The sequence below is a fragment of the Corallococcus sp. AB011P genome (assembly GCF_003611605.1).
Classification (GTDB): Bacteria; Myxococcota; Myxococcia; order Myxococcales; family Myxococcaceae; genus Corallococcus; species Corallococcus coralloides.
This window is the reverse complement of record NZ_RAVX01000002.1, coordinates 311,310-332,427: the sequence shown is the minus strand read 5'-3', so window position 1 is coordinate 332,427 and position 21,118 is coordinate 311,310. Positions and strand designations below refer to the sequence as shown.

At 70.0% G+C, this 21,118-nt stretch carries 17 protein-coding genes; 8 read left to right on the top strand and 9 right to left on the bottom strand.

Translation table 11 applies throughout. The features are described from left to right. The first annotated feature begins 32 nt into the window (after positions 1-32). Positions 33-1,007 carry an RluA family pseudouridine synthase gene (locus D7X30_RS06635; RefSeq protein ID WP_120562000.1) on the top strand — a complete coding sequence of 325 codons (975 nt, stop codon included), beginning with the start codon at positions 33-35 and terminating at the stop codon, positions 1,005-1,007. 6 nt (positions 1,008-1,013) lie between these two features. After that, on the top strand, positions 1,014-1,592 hold the full coding sequence (locus D7X30_RS06630; RefSeq protein ID WP_199724225.1) for a dihydrofolate reductase family protein: 579 nt from the start codon (positions 1,014-1,016) through the stop codon (positions 1,590-1,592). A 2-nt stretch (positions 1,593-1,594) separates the two neighbouring features. Here the strand turns inward: D7X30_RS06630 and D7X30_RS06625 are convergent, their stop codons facing one another. From D7X30_RS06625 to purF, 7 genes are all read right to left on the bottom strand, one after another. Next, entirely contained in the window at positions 1,595-2,389 is a 795-nt protein-coding gene (locus D7X30_RS06625; RefSeq protein ID WP_120561999.1) for an alpha/beta fold hydrolase, read from the bottom strand. A 19-nt stretch (positions 2,390-2,408) separates the two neighbouring features. Continuing rightward, on the bottom strand, positions 2,409-5,543 hold the full coding sequence (locus tag D7X30_RS06620; protein ID WP_120561998.1) for an efflux RND transporter permease subunit: 3,135 nt from the start codon (positions 5,541-5,543) through the stop codon (positions 2,409-2,411). A gap of 28 nt (positions 5,544-5,571) precedes the next feature. Next, positions 5,572-6,765 carry an efflux RND transporter periplasmic adaptor subunit gene (locus D7X30_RS06615; RefSeq protein WP_120561997.1) on the bottom strand — a complete coding sequence of 398 codons (1,194 nt, stop codon included), beginning with the start codon at positions 6,763-6,765 and terminating at the stop codon, positions 5,572-5,574. Between the two features lie 25 nt (positions 6,766-6,790). Continuing rightward, positions 6,791-8,116, bottom strand: a complete 1,326-nt coding sequence (locus D7X30_RS06610; RefSeq protein ID WP_120561996.1) for a TolC family protein — start codon at positions 8,114-8,116, stop codon at positions 6,791-6,793. 157 nt (positions 8,117-8,273) lie between these two features. Further along, positions 8,274-9,641, bottom strand: a complete 1,368-nt coding sequence (locus tag D7X30_RS06605; protein ID WP_120561995.1) for a sigma-54 dependent transcriptional regulator — start codon at positions 9,639-9,641, stop codon at positions 8,274-8,276. Further along, positions 9,638-11,272 carry a sensor histidine kinase gene (locus D7X30_RS06600; RefSeq protein WP_233591429.1) on the bottom strand — a complete coding sequence of 545 codons (1,635 nt, stop codon included), beginning with the start codon at positions 11,270-11,272 and terminating at the stop codon, positions 9,638-9,640. The genes D7X30_RS06605 and D7X30_RS06600 overlap by 4 nt, the downstream gene beginning before the upstream one ends. Position 11,273: 1 nt before the next feature. After that, positions 11,274-12,656 carry an amidophosphoribosyltransferase gene (purF, locus tag D7X30_RS06595; protein WP_233591428.1) on the bottom strand — a complete coding sequence of 461 codons (1,383 nt, stop codon included), beginning with the start codon at positions 12,654-12,656 and terminating at the stop codon, positions 11,274-11,276. Between the two features lie 167 nt (positions 12,657-12,823). Between purF and D7X30_RS06590 the strand changes: the two genes are divergently transcribed. Continuing rightward, a complete protein-coding gene (locus tag D7X30_RS06590) occupies positions 12,824-14,140 on the top strand; it encodes a neutral/alkaline non-lysosomal ceramidase N-terminal domain-containing protein (RefSeq protein WP_120561992.1) in 1,317 nt (438 codons plus the stop codon). A 137-nt stretch (positions 14,141-14,277) separates the two neighbouring features. Continuing rightward, positions 14,278-15,135: a neutral zinc metallopeptidase gene (locus D7X30_RS06585; protein WP_120561991.1), complete on the top strand. Its 858-nt coding sequence runs from the start codon at positions 14,278-14,280 to the stop codon at positions 15,133-15,135. A gap of 9 nt (positions 15,136-15,144) precedes the next feature. Here the strand turns inward: D7X30_RS06585 and D7X30_RS06580 are convergent, their stop codons facing one another. After that, entirely contained in the window at positions 15,145-15,582 is a 438-nt protein-coding gene (locus D7X30_RS06580) for a hypothetical protein (RefSeq protein WP_120561990.1), read from the bottom strand. 352 nt (positions 15,583-15,934) lie between these two features. Between D7X30_RS06580 and D7X30_RS06575 the strand changes: the two genes are divergently transcribed. Then, entirely contained in the window at positions 15,935-17,461 is a 1,527-nt protein-coding gene (locus D7X30_RS06575) for a parallel beta-helix domain-containing protein (protein WP_120561989.1), read from the top strand. 39 nt (positions 17,462-17,500) lie between these two features. Next, positions 17,501-18,712: an SO2930 family diheme c-type cytochrome gene (locus D7X30_RS06570; protein ID WP_233591427.1), complete on the top strand. Its 1,212-nt coding sequence runs from the start codon at positions 17,501-17,503 to the stop codon at positions 18,710-18,712. Between the two features lie 3 nt (positions 18,713-18,715). Here the strand turns inward: D7X30_RS06570 and D7X30_RS06565 are convergent, their stop codons facing one another. After that, positions 18,716-20,002, bottom strand: a complete 1,287-nt coding sequence (locus D7X30_RS06565) for a dicarboxylate/amino acid:cation symporter (protein WP_120561987.1) — start codon at positions 20,000-20,002, stop codon at positions 18,716-18,718. A gap of 162 nt (positions 20,003-20,164) precedes the next feature. Here D7X30_RS06565 and D7X30_RS06560 point away from each other — a divergent pair, with 162 nt between their 5' ends. Together D7X30_RS06560 and D7X30_RS06555 are read left to right on the top strand one after the other, a co-directional pair. Further along, positions 20,165-20,359, top strand: a complete 195-nt coding sequence (locus D7X30_RS06560; RefSeq protein ID WP_120561986.1) for a hypothetical protein — start codon at positions 20,165-20,167, stop codon at positions 20,357-20,359. Between the two features lie 24 nt (positions 20,360-20,383). Continuing rightward, complete coding sequence (locus D7X30_RS06555) at positions 20,384-21,097, top strand: S8/S53 family peptidase (protein WP_120562580.1); 714 nt, start codon at positions 20,384-20,386, stop codon at positions 21,095-21,097. Positions 21,098-21,118 lie beyond the last annotated feature (21 nt).

Here is a 21,118-nt window from a genome sequence, read left to right as displayed (position 1 = left end):
GTTTCAAAGCGTGGTAGAGCGTCGGGTCCGCCATGCGTGAAGACTCCGAGAGCGCTCCGGCCGTGCCCGACGGCTACGTCGACATCCCGTTCGTCGTGGAGCCGAACTACGCGGGGTGGCGGTTGGACCGGTACCTCTGCGAGAAGATCCGCCGCATGAACCTGGAGCGCGTGCGGGGCATCATCCTGCGCGGCGTCCTGTGCGACGAGTACCGGCTCAAGCCCTCCACGCCCGTGTACCCGGGGCTCACCTTCCGCATCCGCCGCCCCGCGAGCCAGGAGCCCGTGACGCCCACGGAGCTGCCTGTCGTCTTCTCCGATGACTGGCTGCTGGTGTTGGACAAGCCGGCGGGGCTGCCCATCCACCCCACCGCGCGCTACCACAAGGGCACGCTGGTGACGCTCCTGCGCGAGCGCTTCGGTGAGCGCTTCGCGGAGCCCGCGCACCGGCTGGACCGCGAGACGAGCGGGCTGGTGGTGTGCGGCCGCACCACCGAGTCCTGCCGCGTGCTGGGCGGACTGTTCCTGTCGCGCGATGTGCACAAGGAGTACCTGGCGCTGTGCGAGGGCCAGCCCGCCGAGGACACCTTCGTCGTGGACGCGCCCATCGCGGAGGGCACGGACCTGATCCGCATCGCCGTGCGCATCGACCCGGTGGTGGGCAAGCCCAGCCGGACGCGGTTCCAGGTGCTTCAGCGCTTCGTGCACGACGGTGCGCCGTTCGCGCTGCTGCGCTGCTTTCCGGAGACGGGACGGCAGCATCAGATCCGCATCCACCTGCGCGAGGCGGGCTTTCCTCTGGTGGGCGACAAGATGTACGGGCCGGACCCGGGCTACTTCGACCGGTTCAGCAAGCACTCGCTGGAGCCGGAGGCGTGGGCCCGGCTGCGGTTGCCGCGCCATGCGCTTCATGCGGAGCGCATCTCGTTCCCACACCCGGGCACCGGGGAGACCGTCACCTTTGCGTCACCGCTTCCCGATGACTTGAAGGACTTCATCGCCGGGTGAGTGACGATGGCCTTGGGCCGGCGGTACGCTCATGGAATGCGACCTCTCCGGTATTCCATCAACATCACGTTGGACGGGTGCTGTGATCATCGTGCGAGTCCCGCGAACGAGGACTTGCATCGTCACACGGCCGAGACCCTCGGGCGTGCCGATGCCCTCCTCTTTGGCCGGGTCACTTACGAAATGATGGAGGCAGCGTTCCGGCCGCAGGCAGGGGCGAAAGAGGGGCCTGATTTGATGGACCCCTTCGTCCAGACGATCAACGCGGCGAAGAAGTATGTCGTGTCCAGCACCCTGGACCGGGTCGATTGGAACGCGGAGCTCGTGCGTGGGGATCTGGGGAAGGCTGTTCAACAGCTCAAGAATCAGCCGGGGAAGGGACTGTACGTGGGAGGCGTGAAGCTCCCGCTGGCGTTGGCGGAGCTCGGATTGATCGATGAGTACGAGTTCGTGGTGCATCCCCGGCTGGCGGGCCACGGGCCGACGTTGTTCGCGGGGCTCTCGAAGTATGTCGACTTGAAGCTCGTGGGCCGACAGGAGCTCGCCGCGGGGGCGATGGTCATGCGGTATGAGCCGAGAAGGTAGCGTCAGGCCAGCTCACGCATGAACGACGCGACCACCTCCGCCAGGCGCTCGGGTTGGTCATACGGGAGGCCGTGGCCGGCGTCTTGAATCTCTTCGATTCGCACGCGTGGGTTGAGGCTTCGCAGCTCCGTTGCCATCTCGAACGTGACGACGGGGCCGCGGTCCCCGATGACGAGGAGGATGGGGACGTCCGTCGCGCTCACCACGTCGCGATAGTCGGGGTTGGGCGGCGTGAGGACGTCGAAGGCCTCCAGGTGGGTCTTCAGTCTCGCCTCGGCGAGAAGCTCGATGAGCTCGGGCGAGCGGTGCGGCTGCCGGACGATGGCCTGTGCCACGAGCTCGGACCTGCTCAGGCCGAGCGCCTGGCGGTGTTGCTCGGCCACGTCGCTGGCGTGCACCTCGCGTTGGCGCTCGGGGCTCAAGAACGTCGGGTCGACGAGGATGAGGCCGCGGAGGTCCGTCCCTCGACTCGCCACCACGGCGGCGGTCATTCCGCCCATCGAGTGCCCCATCACGACCGGACGCGAGAGTTCCAGGCCGCGGATGAGGCCCACGACGTCGTTCGCGTGATCGTCGTACCGGTAGCCGTGGTTCGGCGTGCTCGAATCGCCATGCCCTCGGGCGTCGGGCATGACGACGTCGAATTCACCTTCGAGCACGCGCGCCACGGGAGTCCAGCAGGCGCCGCTCCCGATCAATCCATGGAGCAGGACGACGGGAGGGTTGGCGCCTCCGGTCCGGAGGTAGTGGAGGTTGATGCCGTTGGTTTCGCAGACTCCACGCATCCAGGTCGTCATGGGGCTCCGTGAACTTCAATCAGCCTGCCTTGCGGAGGTTCTTCGCTCCGGGCACCACGCGCAACAGTTGTTCGGGCATCCGGTCCACGACCTGCTCCGTGAAGCGGGCGAAGATACGGAAGAGCACCGGCAGGAGCACCAGCGTCAGCGCGCACGCGGAGATGGTTCCGGACACGATGACGATGGCCAGGGGCTTCTGCATCTCCGAGCCGATGCCGTTGCTCAGGCAGGCCGGCACCAGGCCCAGTGCCGCCAGCGCGGCGGTCATCAGCACCGGGCGCAGGCGTTCGCGGCTGCCGTGGATGATGGCGTCGTCCAGCGACTCTCCGGCTTCCCTCCGCTCCGCGATGGCGCTCATCACCAGCACGCCGTTGAGCGCCGCCTGTCCGATGAGCGCGATGAAGCCCACCGCCGCCGCCACGCTCAGCGGCATGCCCGCCCAGTAGAGGCCGAACACACCTCCCATCAGTGCGAAGGGCACGTTGAGCAGCGTCACCACCGCTCGGCCGAAGGAGTTGAACGCCTTGAAGAGCAGCAGCAGCGTGAGCACCAGCGCCACCGGCAGCACGGTGAGGAGCCGGTCCATCGCGCGCTCCTTGCTCTCGAACTCGCCGCCCCATTCGACGCTGATTCCCGCGGGGGGCGCGGCTTCCTTCTCCACCAGCGACTGCGCGTCCTTCACGAAGGAGCCCAGGTCCCGGCCTCGCACGTTCATGCGCACGCCGATGTAACGCCTACCGTTCTCGCGGTTGATGGATGCCCGGCCGAAGCCTGTCTTCACCTTGGCCAGTTCGCTCAGCGGCACCAGCACGCCTCCCTCCACGGGCACGCGCAGGCGGGAGATCTTCTCCACGTCGTCGCGGCTGGACATGGGCAGGCGCATCACCACGTCGAAGCGGCGCTCGCCCTCCCAGAACTCGCTGAGCGGCCGGCCGCCCACGGCAGTCTGGAAGACGTGCTGGAAGTCGCCCAGCGACATGCCGTGGCGGGCCAGCGCCACGCGGTCCGGGGTCACCTGGATGCTGGGCACCTCACCGCTCTTCACGATGCCCAGGTCCGCGACGCCGTCCACCCGCGACAGCGTGCGCTTCACCTTCTGCGAATACTCCTGGAGCACCTGGAGGTCGTCACCGAAGAGCTTCACCGCGAGCTGGCCCTGCTGGCCGCTGATGCTCTCATTCACGTTGTCGCCGATGGGCTGGCTGAAGCTCACCTCCATGCCCGGCACCTCCGACACGGAGCGCTGGAGGACCTCCAGCACGTCGTCCAGCTTCGGCGTGCTCTTGGGCCACTCGGCGGGTGGCTTGAGCTTCACGAAGAACTCCAGGTTGTTGGTGAGCTTCGCGTCGGTGCCGTCCTCCGGGCGGCCCAACTGGCTGAGCACTCCGTCCACCTGCGGCGCCTGGCGCAGCAGGCCTTCGATTCGCGGCACCAGCTTGCGGCCCTCCGACAGGGAGATGTTCGAGGGCATGGTGAAGGTCAGGTAGAGGCTGCCTTCGTTGAGCGCTGGGAGGAACTCGCTGCCCATGCGCGGGACGAGCGCCCCCGCGAAGAGCAGGCCCGCCGTGCACACCGCGACCACGGTGCCCGGATGCTTGAGGCTCCAGGTCAGCACGGGCCCGTAGGCCTTGTCCGCCGCTCGCAGCACCGGTGATTCCCTGTGCTTCACCGGCTTGCGGTAGACGAACGACGCCAGCACCGGGATGAGCGTGACGGAGAAGACGAGCGCGCCCAAGAGCGCCGCCACCACCGTGTTCGCCATGGGCGCGAAGATGCGGCCCTCCACCCGCTGCAACATGAAGATGGGCAGGTACGCCGCGATGATGATGAGCAGCGAGAACACCGTGGGGCGCACCACCGCCTTCGTCGCGCGCTGGATGCGTTCGAGCGGGGTTTCTCCCTCGTACTGGTGGCCGGACATTCGCGCCAGGATGCTCTCGATGATGACCACGCCTCCGTCCACGATGACGCCGAAGTCCACCGCGCCCATGGACAGCAGGTTCGCCGACATGCCTCGCATCTTCAGGTAGATGAACGACGCCAGCAGTGAGAGGGGAATCAGGACGCCCACGACGATGGCGGCCCGCAGATCCAAGAGGAAGATGAAGAGGACCAGCGTGACGAGCAGCGCGCCCTCCAGCAGGTTGTGGCCCACCGTGCGCAACGTCGTGTTCACCAGGTCCGTGCGGTCGTAGAACGGATCAATCTGAGCGTCGTCCCCCTGGAGGCGGCCGTTCACCGCGGCCACCGCGTCACGCACGCGGGAGAGCACCACGGAGGGGTTCTCTCCCCGGCGCATCAGCACGATGCCCTGCACCACGTCACCGTCGCCGTCCCGGCTGACCACGCCCTGGCGGGGGGACCAGCCTTCGTTCACGTCCGCCACGTCCTTGAGGAACACGGGCGTGCCTTCGTGCGTGGCCACCCGCACATCGCGGATGTCTTCCAGCGAGCGGAAGAGGCCCTCGCTGCGGATGACGAACTGTTCGGAGCCTCGCTCCAGCACGCCGCCGCTCGCGTTCTCCGAGCCGTCCTTCAGCGCGTCCTCCACGTCGTCCAGCGTGAGGCCGAACGCCGCGAGCCTCGCGGGATCCGGCTGGATGTGGATCTCCTTGAGGAGGCCTCCGTAGCTGACGACGTCCGCCACGCCGTCCACTCGCAAGAGGCCCGGCCGCACCACCCAGTCCTGGAGGGTGCGCAGCTTCATCGGGTCGCCCTTCGCGCCCTTCAGCGTGTAGCGGTAGATCTCTCCGATGGGCGTCGCCAGCGGGCCCAGGGAGGGCGTGAGGCCCTCCGGCAACTCCGCGTCGCGCAGGCGCTCCAGCACCTGGGCTCGGGCGAAGAGCACGTCGGTGTTGTCGTTGAAGCTCAGCGTCACGAACGACAGGCCGAACATGGAGAGGTTGCGCAGGCGTGTCAGGCCCGGGATGCCGTTGAGGGCGCGCTCCAGCGGGAGGCCAATCTGGCGCTCCACCTCTTCGGACGGCTGGCCCGGGTAGAGGGTGATGACGTTGACCTGCGTGTCGGTGGGATCCGGGAAGGCTTCCACGGTGAGGTCGCGGAAGCAGAAGTACCCCCAGATGGCGATGAGCAGCGTGAGGAACACCACCGCCGCGCGGTTCTTCAGACTGAAGTCGACGAGCTTTTCGAACATGGGCGTCTTTCGTTCCGTCGCGGGGACTTCAGTCCGCCAGTTCGATCTGGTTCTCCAGGAGCAGCGCGCCCCGGGCGACGAACCGGTCTCCAGAGGCGAGGCCTCCACGCAGCTCCACCTCGCCGTCGCGGCGGCGGCCCGGCGTCACGGCGACCCGCTCCAGGCGGTTCGAGTCCCGGGCGACGAAGACCACCGAGCGCGCTCCGTCCGTCACCACCGCGCTGTCAGGCACCCGCACGCGCTTGACGCCCTCGGGCGCCGTGGGCGTCACCTCCACGAAGGCGTTGGGACGGAAGCGGCGGTCGTTGTTGGGGACTCGCACGCGCACCTCCACGGTGCGACGCAGCGGATCCACCACTTCGGAGACGCGGTCCACCTTGCCTGCGCGGACGATGCCGTCTCGCGTGGTGACCGTGACGTCCTGGCCGGGGGACATGTCCAGCGCGTCCGCCTCCTGGAGGTCCGCGACCACCATCACCTGATCCAGGTCCGACAGACGCACGAGCGGCTTGTCGCGGTCCGGCGTCACCTCCTGGCTGGCCACCAGGTCCAGGTCCACCACCGTGCCGGAGCGCGGCGCCGTCACCCAGAAGAGGTTCTCGCCTCGGGAGGACACTCGGAGGCTGCCTTGCTTTGCCTTGGCGGCTTCCAGGGAGAGTTCGGCCTGACGCAGCTCCGTCTGCGCGGCGAGGAACTCCTTCTCCGGGACGGCTCGCAGGGCCACCAGCTCCTTGAGGCGGTCCGCGTTGCGGCGCTTCTCCGCGAGCTCGGCTTCAGCGCCGCGCTGTTCGCGCACGAGCTCCGCGTAGGCGCCGGAGCGCACGCTGAAGAGGTCGTCACCCTGCTTCACGCGGTCGCCGGGCCGCACGCGGACTTCTTCCACTCGGCCCGCGAGCGGGGCCCCCACGGATGCGGTGCGTGCCTCGTCGAACTGCACTCGCGCAGGGGAGGGGAGCGGCGTGAGGGCGCTGCCCTCGGTGGCCACGGCGAGCTGCACGTAGTGCCACTGCGGCGCGTCGTCCGGAAGGTGCACCGTCTCACCCTTCACGGTGGGGCCGCTGATGGCCGTCTCGCTCTCCGCGACGGAGTCCGTGGGGGCCAGTGCGTAGAGCAGCACTCCGGTGCCCAGCAGGCCTGCTCCCGCGAAGGCAATCCAGACCGGGGCTCGGCGGGATGGAGTGGTGCTGGACGTCGGAGCGGCGGCGGTGTCGGGGGTGTTCATGGGGGGCTTTCTGTAAGGGGGGAGATCAGGAACGGGGGTTGTTCAGCGTTTCCGGTGCGCGCGGACCGGCGGCGCTGGCACGGGCGATGGCGATGGTGAGGCGGTAGGCGGTCTGGTCCAGGTCGGCCGCGTGCAACACCAGCTCTCCGTAGGTCCGGCGCGCGAGGAGCAGGTCCTGCAACGCCGCGCCTCCGGCCTTCACCGCCGCGTCCAGGCGCTGCACCACGCCTTCGGCCAGCGGCAGCGTCTGCGTGTGGAGCTTCTGCCGGCGCTCCTGCACGGATCGCAGCTGCTGGTTCAGCGTGTCCGTTTCGCGCGAGGCCTGGGCCGTGAGCAGCTCCCGCGCGGCCCTCGCGGACTGGGCGCTCGCGCTGGCGGCGTGCGCGTCCGCCTGACCGTGGTCGAAGAGGGGGAGCGGAATCGACAGGCCCACGAAGAGGGAGTTCTTCTGGTTGCCGGAGATCATGAACTGGTCTCGCGTGTAGCCAGCTCGCACCGTCGGATCCGGAATCCAGCGGCGCTGCGCCAACGTCAGCGAGGACCGCGCGGAGTCCTCCTGCGCGCTCAGGGCCCGCAGGTCCGGCCGGGCTTCGATGGCGGCGGGCGCGGGCCCTCGGTCGAGCCTCGCCTGGAGGAAGGCCATTGCCCGCTCGTGGCTTCCGAACGGCTCACACGGGATGCCCGCGAGCTGCGCGCAGGCGAGCAGCGCATCCGTGAGCTTCACGCGCTCCTCTCCCAGCGACGTCTCCAGCGACTGCGCCTCCAACGTGGAGCGGTCCACGTCCAGGCCCGCGGCGTCGCCGTGCTGCTGTCTGGCGCGTTGCAGGTCCGTGAGCTTCAGCGCGTCGTCGGTGAGCTTCGTCAGCTCCGCGATGCGCACCTCCGTGGTGGCCACTTCCGCCGCCCGCTCCAGCACGTCGTACGTGCGGGCCCTCAGCGCGGCGTGCACGTCCAGCGTGGTGGCGGACAGCGCCGCCTTCGCCGCGTCCTGACGCGGGCCCCGCTTGCCCAGCTCCACCAGCTCCGACACGCCCACGACATAGTTGGGCACGTCGTCCAGGCGGCGCAGGCCCGGCGGGTTCGTGGCGCCGATGGGGATGGTGTTCATCGACACGTCCAGCTCCGGATTGGGCAGCAGGTGCGTGCGCTGGTGATCCGCTCGCGACGCCGCGAGGCGGGCACGGTCGTCCGCGAAGTCCGCGGAGTGCTCCCAGAGCAGCTCCGCCAGACCGTCGTCGTCCGGCAGGGTGGAGAGCAGCAGCGTGGCGGGGGACGTGGGGTGCTGCTCGGCACCGGCGGTGAGGCCGACCAGGGTGCCCAGGGCGATGAGTGCGGGGAGGGAACGGCGCAAGCGGCAGGCTCCGGTGAGAATCCGGAGGAGCCCCTTCGCAAGCCGTGTGCCCGGCCTGACCCCAGCAAATCCGCGCGGATGCGGCGCCGCGTGGCTTCAAAATCCTTTCATTGCCCGCGACTTCAAAATCCTTTCATCGCGGGCACTGCAAATCGCTTCAGGTGTCGCCCAGGCGCTTGAGGAAGGTCGGATAGGACAACCCGAGCGCCTTCGCCGCCTCCATGCGCCGGCCACCCAGCCGCTCCAGGACCCAGCGCACGTAGGCCTGCTCCAGGTCCTCCATGGGCACGGGCTCCGTCACGCTGAAGGCTCCCGGCGCCACCGCGGCCGGTGCCTCCACCTTCACCGCGCCGCTCACGGAGGGCGTGCCGCCAAGCACCTCCAGCTCCAGCTCCGGTCCAGGCTCCAGCACCAGCGCCCGCTCCAGGATGTTGCGCAGCTCGCGCACGTTGCCCGGGAACGCATAGGCCGCGAGCCTCGCGCGGGCCTTCGCTCCCAGACTGACGTCGCGCCGGCCCAGCTCGCGGCCCAGGTCCGCGAGCATCCCTTCCGCCAGCGGGAGGATGTCCTCGCGCCGCTTTCGCAGCGGGGGGATGTCGATGCGGAACACACCCAGGCGGAACCAGAGGTCCTCGCGGAAGTTGCCGCCCGACATCTGCTTCGGCAGGTCCCGGTTGGTGGCGGCCACGATGCGCGCGGTGCTCGTCTGCTCCGTGGTGCCGCCCAGCCGGCGGAAGCGCCCTGAGTCCAGGAACGTCAGCAGCTTCGCCTGGAGCGGGAGCGGCAGCTCGCCCACTTCATCCAGGAAGAGCACGCCGCCGTGGGCCACCTCCACCAGCCCGCGCCTCGCGGAGCGCGCATCGGTGAAGGCGCCCTTCTCGTGGCCGAACAGCTCGCTCTCCACCGTCTGCTCGGGCAGCGCCGCGCAGTTGATGTGCACGAAGGGCGCGCCCCCGTCCTTCGACGCGAGCGCATGCAGGTGCCGCGCGAGCTGCTCCTTGCCCACGCCCGTCTCGCCCAAGAGCAGCACCGGGCTTCGCGGCGACGCGGCGATGCGCTCCAGCATCGCGAACACCCGCTGCATCGCGGCGGACGTGGGGGGCACCAGCCGGCGGCGGCCGGACAGCTCCGCCTCCGCCGTCTCCAGGCGGTCCCTCAAACGGCTCGCGTCCACGGCCCGGCGCGCGCGCAGCACCAGGTCCGCCAGCTCCACGGGCTTGGCCAGGTAGTCCGCCGCGCCCGCTCGCACCGCGTCCACCGCGCTGGCGATGTCCCCGTGCGCCGTCACCATCACCACCGCCACGCCGGGCGCGTGCGCCTTCAGCTCGGGCAGGAACGAGAGCCCGTCTCCATCCGGCAGGCGGCGGTCCAGCACCAACAGCACGGGCGTGGCCTTCGCGAGCGACGCGCGGGCCTCGTGCAGCGAGTGCGCCACCGTGAGGCTGAAGCCCTCGCGTTGCAGCGCCACCGCCGCGACGGTCGAGAAGGCGCGGTCATCATCCACCAAGAGGACGGGGAGGCTCATGGCCGGGGCACTCGGGGAAGGTGGAGGAGGAAGCGGCTGCCGTCGGGGAGGCGCTCGAAGGTGAGCTGTCCGCCCTGATGCTCCAGCGCCTGGCGTGTCATTGCCAGCCCCAGGCCGATGCCCTTGGGCTTGGAGGTGTGGAAGGGCTCGAAGAGGTGCCCCTCCACGTCCGGCGGCGGCCCGCCCCCGTTGTCCTCCACCGTCACCACCGCGGCGTCCGCGTCCAGGCGGGCTCGCACGCGCACCTGGGGCTCGGTCACCTTGCCCAGGTCCTTGGCCGCCACCGTGGCCTCCATCGCGTTGCGCACCAGGTTGTCCAGCGCGGTGGTGAGGAGCAGCGGGTCGCAGGACAGGGGCGCCGCGTCCGGGGGCACGTCCACGTCCACGCGCACCTCGCCCGCCTCCGGCAGCGAGCGCAGGCCTTCCACCACGTCACGCACCAGCTGCGACAGGTTCACGTCCACGCGGCGAACGACGGGCGGCTTGCCGAAGTTGAGCAGCGACGTGGCCAGGTGCGCCAGCCGGTCAATCTGCCCGTGCAGCGTGCGCACCACGAGCCCACCCTCGCCTTCAGGAGAGACGAGGCCAGTGGCGGCCTTGAGGCCGTTGAGGGAGTTCTTCACCTCATGCGCGATGAGGCTGGCGGCGCTGCCCAGCGCGGCCATCTTCTCCTGCCGAGCGGAGCGCGATTCGACCTCGCGGAACAGGCCGTAGACGCGGCGCCAGTGGACGGTGAAGAGCACCAGCGTGCCCACCTGGAGCAGCGCCAGCACCAGCAGCTGCACGAGGAAGCGGTCGCGCAGCCCGGACAGCAGAGCTGTCTCATCCGCGGCGAGCACCAGGTGCAGCCCCGTGCCGGGCACGGGCGTGGCGGTGAGGAAGGTCTCCGGCATCGCGTCCAGGGACGGGGGCCGGACGCCCTCGCGGATGAAGTCGCGCAGCTCCCCGGACGCTCGCGACACGTTGGCCCACGAGGGCGGCGCGCTCGGCAGGAAGAGGTCTCCCGAGGCGTTGAGGACGAGCAGCTCCAGGTCGTTGCTCAGGGGCCGTCCGCCCGGCAGCGCCGTCCCCGTGTCCAGCAGGCCCGCGAGCACCGCGGTCGTTTCGCCCGCGCGCACCACCGGCACCGCGACGACGAAGAGGGACGCGCCCGGCGCGATGGCGTCCACCACCGACGTCTGGCGCGCGAGCACCTGCTGGAACCAGGGGCGCGTGGCGAAGCCGTCCTGGGCTTGCGCCTCGTCGAGCGGCGGGTCGCTCCATCGCAGCTTGCCCTGCGCGTCCAGCACCATCACGCCCGCGTGGAAGAGGCCGGCGCGGGGCGTGGTGAGGTCCTGGAGGTCCTCGGTGGGCAGTTCGCGCTTCACGTCCGGGCCCACGCCTTCGGACACGCGCAACAGCTCCGTCTGGAGCAGCTTCAGGTGCAGGCCCAGCGCCTCCGCGTAGACGCGGGCCTCGCGCGTCATGCGGGACTGGAACTCCGCACGGGCTCCGGCGACGTCACTTCGGTAGGAGAGCAGCGGCCCCGCGACGGCGACCGCGCCCAACAACACGAGGCCCGCGACGACGGAGCGGACGAACTGCCGCTCCGCCTGGGCGAGCCCGGGCCGGCCCGAAGGCGCGGCTGACACCTCAGGCGCTGAGCTTGGTGGCACCCGCGCTCTGGGACAGCTTTTCGGTGAGGTACTGCCCGGAGAAGCACGCGGTGCAGTAGGTGCTCCGCTTCGGGTCCTCCACCGCCGTGCCCAGGCCCTCCAGCGACAGGTAGCCCAGGGAGTCCGCCGTCACGTACTTCGCGATCTCCTCCGTGGTGTGGCTGGCCGCGATGAGCTCCGTGCGGCTGGGCGTGTCGATGCCGTAGTAGCAGGGCCACTGCGTGGGCGGCGACGAGATGCGCAGGTGCACCTCCACGGCGCCCGCGGCCTTGAGCATCTTCACGATCTTGCGGCTGGTGGTGCCGCGCACGATGGAGTCGTCCACCACCACCACGCGCTTGCCCTTGAGCACCTGGCGCACGGCGGACAGCTTCAGCTTCACGCCGAAGTGGCGGATGGACTGCTGCGGCTCGATGAAGGTGCGGCCCACGTAGTGGCTGCGGATGAGGCCCACGTCGTAGGGGATGCCGCTCGCCTGCGAGAAGCCGATGGCCGCGGGCACGCCCGAGTCCGGCACCGCGATGACCAGGTCGGCCTCCGCGGGCTGCTCGCGCGCCAGCTGCATGCCCAGGCGCTTGCGCACCTCGTACACGCTGCTGCCGAAGAGCACCGAGTCCGGCTTGGCGAAGTAGACGTGCTCGAAGATGCAGCGGCCCAGCCGGGGCGCGGGCTTGAAGGGCATGCTGGAGCGCAGCACGCCGTTCTCGATGACGACCAGCTCGCCCGGCTCCAGCTCGCGCACGATTTCCGCTTCGATGAGGTCCAGCGCCGTCGTCTCGCTGGCGAGCACGTACGCGCCTTCCTTCATCTTGCCCAGCACCAGCGGCCGGAAGCCGTTGGGGTCGCGCACCGCGATGAGCTTGTCCTCGGTGAGGAGCAGGATGCTGTACGCGCCCTCCACCCGGCGCAGCGCCTCCACGAGGCGCGCCTCGAAGGTGGGCTGCTTGGAGCGGGCGAGGAGGTGCATCACCACCTCCGTGTCCGCGTCCGACTGGAACAGCGCGCCCTCCGACTCCAGCTCCGCCTTGAGCTCCACCGCGTTCACCAGGTTGCCGTTGTGCGCGATGGAGAACTGGCCGCCCGCGTAGTTCACGAACAGCGGTTGGGCGTTCTTGATGCCGCTGCCACCCGCCGTGCTGTAGCGCACGTGGCCGATGGCCGCCTTGCCGGGGAGCCCTTCAATCACCGGCGCGGTGAAGATGTCCGCGACCAGGCCCATCTGCCGGTGCGCGCGCAGGGTGTTCCCGTCGGACGCGACGATTCCGGCGGACTCCTGTCCGCGGTGCTGCAGGGCGTGCAACCCCAGGTACGTCAGGTTGGACGCCTCTCCGTGACCCACGATTCCGAAGATGCCGCACATGGCGCGCTGCCTTACCCCTTTCGACCTCGAAGCGGAACAGGAACGCACGCCTTGAAGGTGGGTATTCCACCATCAGCCGACGTCGGCCCTTGTAGGCCAGGCAAGGTGCCGTGGCCTGAAAGGTAGGAGCCGCCTGGAAGCGCCGAGGGGTTACGCTGCCCTCCGGCATGTCCTCTTCCCGGCGCTCCTTCCTCCGTCCCTTGCTGCCCTTCGCCTTGCTAACGGCCGGGGCCGCCTACGCGCTCGCCTCCTGGAACTGGTGCGGGAAGTGGGAGGAGCGCACGCCCGAGGTGCTGTCACAGGTGCGTGGCGAAGGCCCCCTGCGCGCGGGCGCGGCGAAGGTGGCCCTCTCCCCTCCCTATCCGGTGGTGGTGGCGGGCTACGTCCCACCCCGGCCCGAGGCGAGCCAGGCCGAGCTCCCCCTCCATGCGAGGGCCCTGGTCCTGGAGGCCGGTGGCGCGCGTGTGGGCGTGGTGTCGCTGGAGCTGCTCCTGGTGACGCCGGAAATCACGGCGCGGGTGCGCGAGCGCGCCGCGAAGGCCGGGGTGAAGGAGGTGCTGGTGGTGGCCACGCACACGCACTCCTCCTTTGGAGGCTACGACGCGCGGTGGGCGGCCCAGCTCTCCGGCACGGGGCGCTACCGGGAGGCGTCCGTGAACGCGGTGGTGGAGGGCGCGAGCGAGGCGCTGGAGAAGGCCGCGGCCTCCATGAAGGACGTGACACTGGAGGTGGGCGGCGCCGCGGACGCGGGGCTCGTCCATTCCCGCTCCGGTGGGGATGCCCCGGACGGCCAGCTCACGCGGGCGGTGTTGCGCGGAGCGGAGGGGCCCGTGGCGGAGGTGCTGGTGTTCGCCGGGCACGCCACGCTCATTCCCCGGCAGCGGGAGCTGTTGGATCCGGACTTCCCGGGCCGGCTGAGCGCGCTGCGCGAGGAGGCTGGCAGTGGCGTCACGCTGCTCGTGCAGGGTAGCGAGGGCAATGCGACCGTGTCCTTCAACGAAGGGCAGGGCCCCGAGCGCGCCCTGGGCTTCGCGCGCAAGCTGTCGGCGCTGGCGGACGGGGCGGCCCCGGCGTCCGTGGAGACGCCGGTGCGGCTGGCGTTCGCGCGTGTCCAGACGGCGCTGCCCCGGCCGGACTCGTCGCGGCTGGTGCCCGCCTTCACCCGTGCGGCGGGGGACAACTTCCTGTGCGGTTCGTCACCGCGCGAGGCGGAGGTGGACGCGCTGGCGCTGGGGCCCCTGGAGCTCTTGTCCATTCCGGGTGAACCCACCGTGGGCGCGGGCCGGGCGCTGGCGGACCTCACCGGGGCCACGCACGTGCTGGGGCTCGCCAACGGCTACGTGGGCTACCTGGACACGCCGGAGCGGGTGCGCGAGGGGCAGGGCGAGTCCCGGCGCCAGTACTTCGGTCCCGCGCTGCTGGAGCGCCTGGGCACGGCCGCGCGTGTGGCCTCCGGCGCGGTGGGCTTCTCTCCCAACAAGTAGGCGCGGCGAAGGCCCGTCCGCCTGCCTGCCCTGCGGACCTTCTGACATCCGGCAGCCCTGGGGCCGCACCGTCGCTGACGGAGGGCCCGCTGCCTACCTTGGTCCTCGGATCGTCTTCGCGAAACAGGGGGCACGGGATGAGGTGGGAAGGCGGACGTCGCAGCTCGAACGTCGAGGACCGGCGGGGTGGTGGCTTCGGACGCCCGCTCGCGGTGGGCGGTGGCGCCGCGTCACTGGTGGTGGCCCTGCTGGTGATGCTGCTGGGCGGCGACCCGTCCGACGTGCAGATCGGCACGCGCACCTCTCCCTATTCGCAGCCGGGCACGGGCGGCTCCGGGAACGTGGATCCGCGGCAGGAGGAGCTGAAGGACTTCGCCTCCGTCGTGCTCGCGGACACCGAGGACACCTGGCCCGGCCTGCTGGAGCCCCAGGGCGTGCGCTACGTGCAGCCGCACATGGTGCTCTTCTCGGACGCGGTGCAGTCCGCGTGCGGCATGCAGGAGAGCGCGGTGGGGCCCTTCTATTGTCCGGGCGACCAGAAGGTGTACCTGGACCTGAGCTTCTTCGACGAGCTGGAGAGCCGCTTCGGCGCGCCGGGTGACTTCGGCCGCGCGTACGTCATCGCGCATGAGGTGGGGCACCACGTGCAGAACCTGCTGGGCGTCTCCCGCAAGGTGCAGTCCCTGCGCAACCGCGTGAGCGAGGAGCAGGCCAACCAGCTCTCCGTGCTGACGGAGCTCCAGGCGGACTGCTTCGCCGGCATCTGGGCCCACCACGCGCAGAAGGCGCGGAACATCCTGGAGCAGGGTGACGTGGAGGAGGGCCTGGGCGCCGCCAGCGCCGTGGGCGACGACACCCTCCAAAAGCGCGCCCGGGGCCATGTCGTCCCCGAGTCCTTCACCCATGGCTCCGCCGCGCAGCGCATGACCTGGTTCAAGCGCGGTCTGGAGCAGGGGACGCTGGAGGCGTGCGACACCTTCAACGCCCGGCGGTAGCCAACGCGTTCAACGGTGGCGCAGCGGCTGCTGCTGCGTCCCCATGAGCGGCTGCTGGAGCTGGTACGTCCCATTCAGCGGCTGCTGGAGCTGGTAGCTGCCGATGAGCGGCTGTTGGAGCTGGTAGCTGCCGATGAGCGGTTGCTGGATCTGGTAGCTGCCGACGAGCGGCTGCTCGAGCTGGTACGAACCGGCCATCGGCTGTTCGAGCTGGTACGAGCCGGCGAGGGGCTGCTGGAATTGGTACGCGTCGGCGGGCGGCTGATACCAGTAATTGTCCCAGAAGGCGTTGGTGCCGGAATCACTTGTCAGTGATTGTTGGCCGTCCAGGTTCTGCGAATCATTGCCTTCCGGGGCAGTCATCGCTTCGTCCTGCTGCGCCAGGACCGGCATGGCCGGACCTGACGCGAGCGCCACCACCAGGGTCACCAGGGGGCCAGTGCGCATGGGCGTCCTCGTTCTTTCCGTCGCGGGAGAGGGGAGCCGCGCCGCGACCTCCTTCTCAAGATGACCGCGCGGGTCGGCTCCGGGGAGCACGGCGCTCATGCCCGCGAGCCTGTCCGGGCGCCTGTCATGGGGCCGTGCGTCATTCGCATTCCGGACACATTGCGAACGATAGGCTTACCGCGTGCGCGTGCTTTTTTGAGCGTGACTGAAGGGACGCTGCGTCAAAGCACAAGCGTGAAACTTGTGCTTGTCGTCAGTGTGTCTTTGCTCCGAGCATGCCGCCTTCCCGCTGCTTCGCGGGCCGCGGGCGCTTCCCCGTGGCCCATGCGGAGCGGCCTCGCGGAGGAACGACATGCCCCGTTTGCAGTGGATTCGCGCTACGCGCGCGACCGTTCTGGCCCTGGTGGGGGCCCTCTCGCTGACCGGCTGCCCGGAAGAGGAAGACACCACGCCGGACTCGGGCGTGAAGGTGGACGCGGGTACGAACACGGACGCGGGCAGCGACGCGGGAAGCGTGGACACGGGCATCCCCTGGGACGGCGGCAGCGCGGGCGACTTCTCCTGCGAGGGCAAGACCCAGACGACGCTGAACTTCGCGCCGGGCCAGGAGGAGGCGCTCCAGGACCAGGTGAACACGCTGGCCGAGTGCACCACCGTCCAGTTGGCGGCGGGCACGTACACCTTCGACAACGCCATCACCATCCGCCAGAACGGCATCACGCTGGTGGGCGCGGGCAAGGGCACGAAGGGCGAGGGCACGGGCGGAGCGCAGAGCACGGTGCTGGTGTTCACCCACGCCGCGTCGAACTCCAACGGCCTGGACGTGGTGGGCAACCGCTTCACGGTGAGCGACCTGGCGGTGTGGAACGCGAAGAAGGACGCCATCCGCGTGGAGTCCTCCACCGACGTCGTCATGCGCCGCGTGCGCACGGAGTGGGCGGAGGCCGACAAGGAGGACAACGGCAAGTACGGCCTGTACCCGGTGAAGTCCAAGTACGTCCTCATCGAGGACTGCGAGGCGTACAACGCCGCGGACGCGGGCATCTACGTGGGCCAGACGGAGTACGCCGTCGTGCGCAACAGCGTGGCGAAGCAGAACGTGGCGGGCATCGAGATCGAGAACACGAAGTACGCCTACGTGCTGGGCAACACGGCTCAGGACAACACCACGGGCCTGGTGGTGTTCGACCTGCCGGGCAACCCCATCATGGGCACCGACATCCGCGTGAAGAACAACACCATCACCGGCAACAACCGGCACAACTTCGCCTCCGTCGCGGCCAGCAGCAGCACGGTGTCTCAGGTGCCGGCGGGCACCGGCACGTTCATGCTGGCGTCGCGCCGCGTGGAGCTGACGGGCAACATCTGGGGCAACAACAACACGGTGGACGTGGCGGTGCTGAGCGGCCTCACCATCGAGGATGACACCGCGCTGTGGGCGGCGGGTGGCTTCAACTTCGAGAGCTCGGACATCTACATCCACGGCAACACCTTCCAGGGTGGCAGCGGCGACAACGTGGACAACGGCAACCTGAGCCCGCAGCTGCGGCCCCTGGGCGCGGCCCTGGCGGCGCTCTACACCTACGGCGAGATGCAGGGCGCGAAGGGCGTGGAGCACCTGGTGTGGGACGGCGTGGACCCCTACGGCCATCCCCGCACGCTGGTGAACCCCATCAACATCTGCTTCACCGACAACACGCTGCCCTCGGGCACCGTCAACGCCATCGCGGACCTGGACCTGGTGTCGGCGGGCGCGGCCGCGGCCACGGGCAACTTCGCGGGCGGGTGGGCCCTCACGCGGCACTACCCGGCCACGAAGGCGGAGTTCGCCTGCTCGGGCTTCAGCCCCGCGCTGACGATTGGCGACTTCATCCAGTAACCGAGGTCAGGGAGCGTGACACCCATGTGGACGTCGTTCGTGAGCCCCCGTCTCTCCGTGGTGCTGTTGGCGTTGACGCTGGCGGCCTGCGGTTCCTCCGACCCGGAAGGCCCCGGGCCCACACCCGACTCGGGGACCTCCGTGCCGGATGCCGGAACGGGGGACGCGGGTGAACCGGACGCGGGCACGGATGCCGGAACGCTGGATGCGGGCGCTCCGGACGCGGGGCCCGTGGACGCCGGGGCTCCGATGGTGATCCCCAACGCGCTGTCGGGCTTCGGGTTGTTCACCGGAAGCCCGGCGGACGGAGGGCTCATCCCGGTGGAGGGCAACCTGCCCTACACCCTGTCCACGCCGCTGTTCTCCGACTACTCGGTCAAGTCACGCACCCTCTACATCCCCCCCGGCAAGACGGCGCACTACCAGCCCGTGGACGCGCTGGACCTGCCGGTGGGGACGCTCATCACGAAGACGTTCGCCTTCCCGGCGGACATGCGGAATCCGGACCAGGACGTGCGGGTCATCGAGACGCGCGTCCTGGTGCACCAGCCTTCCGGCTGGGAGGCGTGGCCGTACGTCTGGAACACCGAGCAGACGGAGGCCACGCTGGCCACCGGCGGCCGTGTGCGGGACGTGACGTTCATCGACCTGGAGGGGGAGACCCGGTCGTTCCGGTACGCGGTGCCCTCCAAGAACCAGTGCCAGCAGTGCCACCACCTGGTGGACGCGCAGGGGACGCAGGTGATGCACCCCATTGGCGTGAAGGCGCGCTACCTGCACCGCACGAACACCTACGGCGGCGTGGAGCGCGACCAGCTGGAGTACCTGGCGTCGCTGGGCAAGCTGGACGGGCTGCCCGCCCAGGCGGAGCTGCCGAAGGCGCCGGACGCGTTCGACCCGCAGGTGGCGAGCCTGGACACGCGGGCGCGCACGTACCTGGACATCAACTGCGCGCATTGCCACAACCCGAAGGGCACGGCGGGCATCACCAGCCAGCTGTTCCTCAACTTCGACAACACCAGCCTGTTCAGCCTGGGCGAGTGCAAGCGCCCGGGCTCCGCGGGCGCGGGCGTGGGCGGCGAGTTCGACATCGTCCCCGGCAAGCACGACGAGTCCATCCTCTGGTACCGGCTGCACACGGAGGAGTCCGGCAAGATGATGCCGCAGATTGGCCGCACGATTCACCACGCGGAGGGCTCGCAGCTCATCGCGGATTGGATCGACTCGATGCCCGCCAAGACCTGCAAGTAGCGCTCAGGCGGCCGGCGACGGGGGCTGGGGCTCTTCCTCCAGCCCCACGTTGCTGGACGCGCGGTTGTAGACGGCCAGGTCCAGCAGGCCCTCCTCGCGGGCCACCAGGACGGGCACCAGCATCTGGCCGGTGACGTTGGTGAGGGTGCGCATCATGTCCAGCACCCGGTCGATGGCCAGCAGGTAGCCCAGCCCCTCCAGGGGCAGCCCCGCGGCGCTGAGGACGACGGTGGTCATCACCACCGCCGTACCGGGCACGCCCGCGGTGCCGAAGCTGCCCAGCACGGACGCCAGCAGGATGATGAAGAGCTGGGGCGCGGACAGCGTCAGGCCGAAGTATTGCGCGATGAAGAGCGACGTCATCGCCGGGTAGATGGCGCCGCAGCCGTCCATCTTGATGCTGGCGCCCAGCGGCACCGCGAACGCCGCGTAGTCCCGGTCCACGCCCAGGTTGTGGGTGATGCTGCGCAGGGCCACCGGCATGGACGCGAAGCTGGAGGAGCTGACGAACGCCACCTGCATGCCCGGCGCGGCGCCCCGGAAGAAGCGCAGCGGGTTGAGCCCGTGCGCCGCGAGCAGCCCGCCGTACACAAAGACGACGTGCACCGCGCACGCGAGGTACAGCGTGAGGACGAAGGTGCCCAGGGGCAGCAGGCGCTCGAAGCCGTACGTGCCCACCAGCGCGGCGATGAGGCCGAAGGTGCCCAGCGGCGTCAGCTCCAGCACGAAGCGGGTGACTTGAATCATCGCCTCGCTGGCCTCGCCCACGAGCTGTCGCAGACGCGCGGTGCGGTCCCCCAGCTTCACCAGCGCGAAGCCCAGCAGGCCCGCGAAGAAGATGACCTGGAGCATCTTGCCCTCCGCCAGCGCGGCGAAGGGGTTGGTGGGCACCACGTCCAGCAGCACCTGCACGGGGCCGGGCACCTGGCGGGGCTTGAAGTCGCTGGCCGCCTGGAGCGTGCCCACGCCCAGGCCGGGCTTCGTGAGGGCGGCGGTGCCCAGGCCCACGCCCACGGCCAGCGCGGCGGTGACGGCGAACCAGAGGAAGGTGCGGCCGCCCAGCGCCGCCACGCTCTTCTGGCCGCGCAGCGCGGACACCGCGTGGATGACGGCGAAGAACACCAGCGGTGTGGCGATCATCCGGATCAGCTGGACGTAGAGTGTGCCCAGCGGCTGGAGCCACGTGCCGGCGCGGTCGCCCATCGCCCATCCAGCGAGCGCGCCCAGCACGAAGGCGCCCAGCACGCGCTGCCAGAAGGGGATGCGGAACCAGCGGGCCCAGAGCTTCATCGCGAGACACCTCTCACACCGGCGGACCGGCAGACCCTAACCCCCTCGCGGGTCCAGCGCCGCGTTCCCCTCCGCGGGACGCCCCACATCATTGCGACCCGCTCCCCGGCCCCCTAGGCTCCGGACTGCTTTTCCCTCCAATTCAACGCCGGGAGTGCTCCCTTGAAATTCACGAGCAAGGACGTGTCGAAGCTGCTGGAGGACGTGAGCGGGTCCGAGGACCTCATCGGGTACGCCTGTGCCACGTCGTACATGAACGGCTACCAGTGGACCTGGAACGGCACCCAGTGGGTGGGCACCTACTACCCCACGACGCTCAAGATGCCGGTGGGTGAGGACTCGTCCGGCTCCTGCTAGGCGATGTTCCAGGGTCCTGCTCCCATGAAGGTCGCCATCGTGGACAGCGGTGTGTCGGTGGGCTTCCTTCGCGGGGCGGGGCTGTCGCTCGCCGGGGCCGCGAGCTTCACGGTGGACCGGGAGGCGCGGCGCCTGGAGTCCCGAGTCCACTCGCGTGAGGAGCTGGCGGCCTGGCGCGGCGGCGACTCCGTGTTGGAGGACCTGGAGGACTCGCACGGCCACGGCACCGCGGTGCTGAGCATCCTGATGGAGCAGGGCCGTCCCCGTACCGATGTCGAGTGGTACGTCGCGCGCGTGCTGGATGGCCGGATGCGCGGCGATTCGCTGTGCCTGCTGGAGGCGCTGGAGTGGCTGACGCAGGACGTGCGGCCGGACCTCATCAACCTGAGCCTGGGCACCGTGGGCCGCGCGTTCGAGGCGCCCCTCACCGCGCTGCTGGACCGGGCGGTGGAGCAGGGCAGCGTGGTGCTCTGCGCCGCGGGTCCCGTGTCGGGCCTGCCATCCGGGCTGCCGTCGGTGGTGACGGTGGCGGACGCGGCCATGGCCCACGCGCTGAGGAAGGGAGACATCGTGGACCACGTCGAGGACGCGGCCACGGTGCGGCTGTACGCGGACGGCGTCTGGTGCGAGCGCCCCATCACGAGCAGCTACGCCTGTGCCCTCGCGGCGGCGCGGGTGCTGCGCGAGGGCTGTCCTCCCGGGTGGCGGCGCGTCACCGCGTCACAGCGGACGCGGTGACGGCCCTCTTCGCGTAGGACC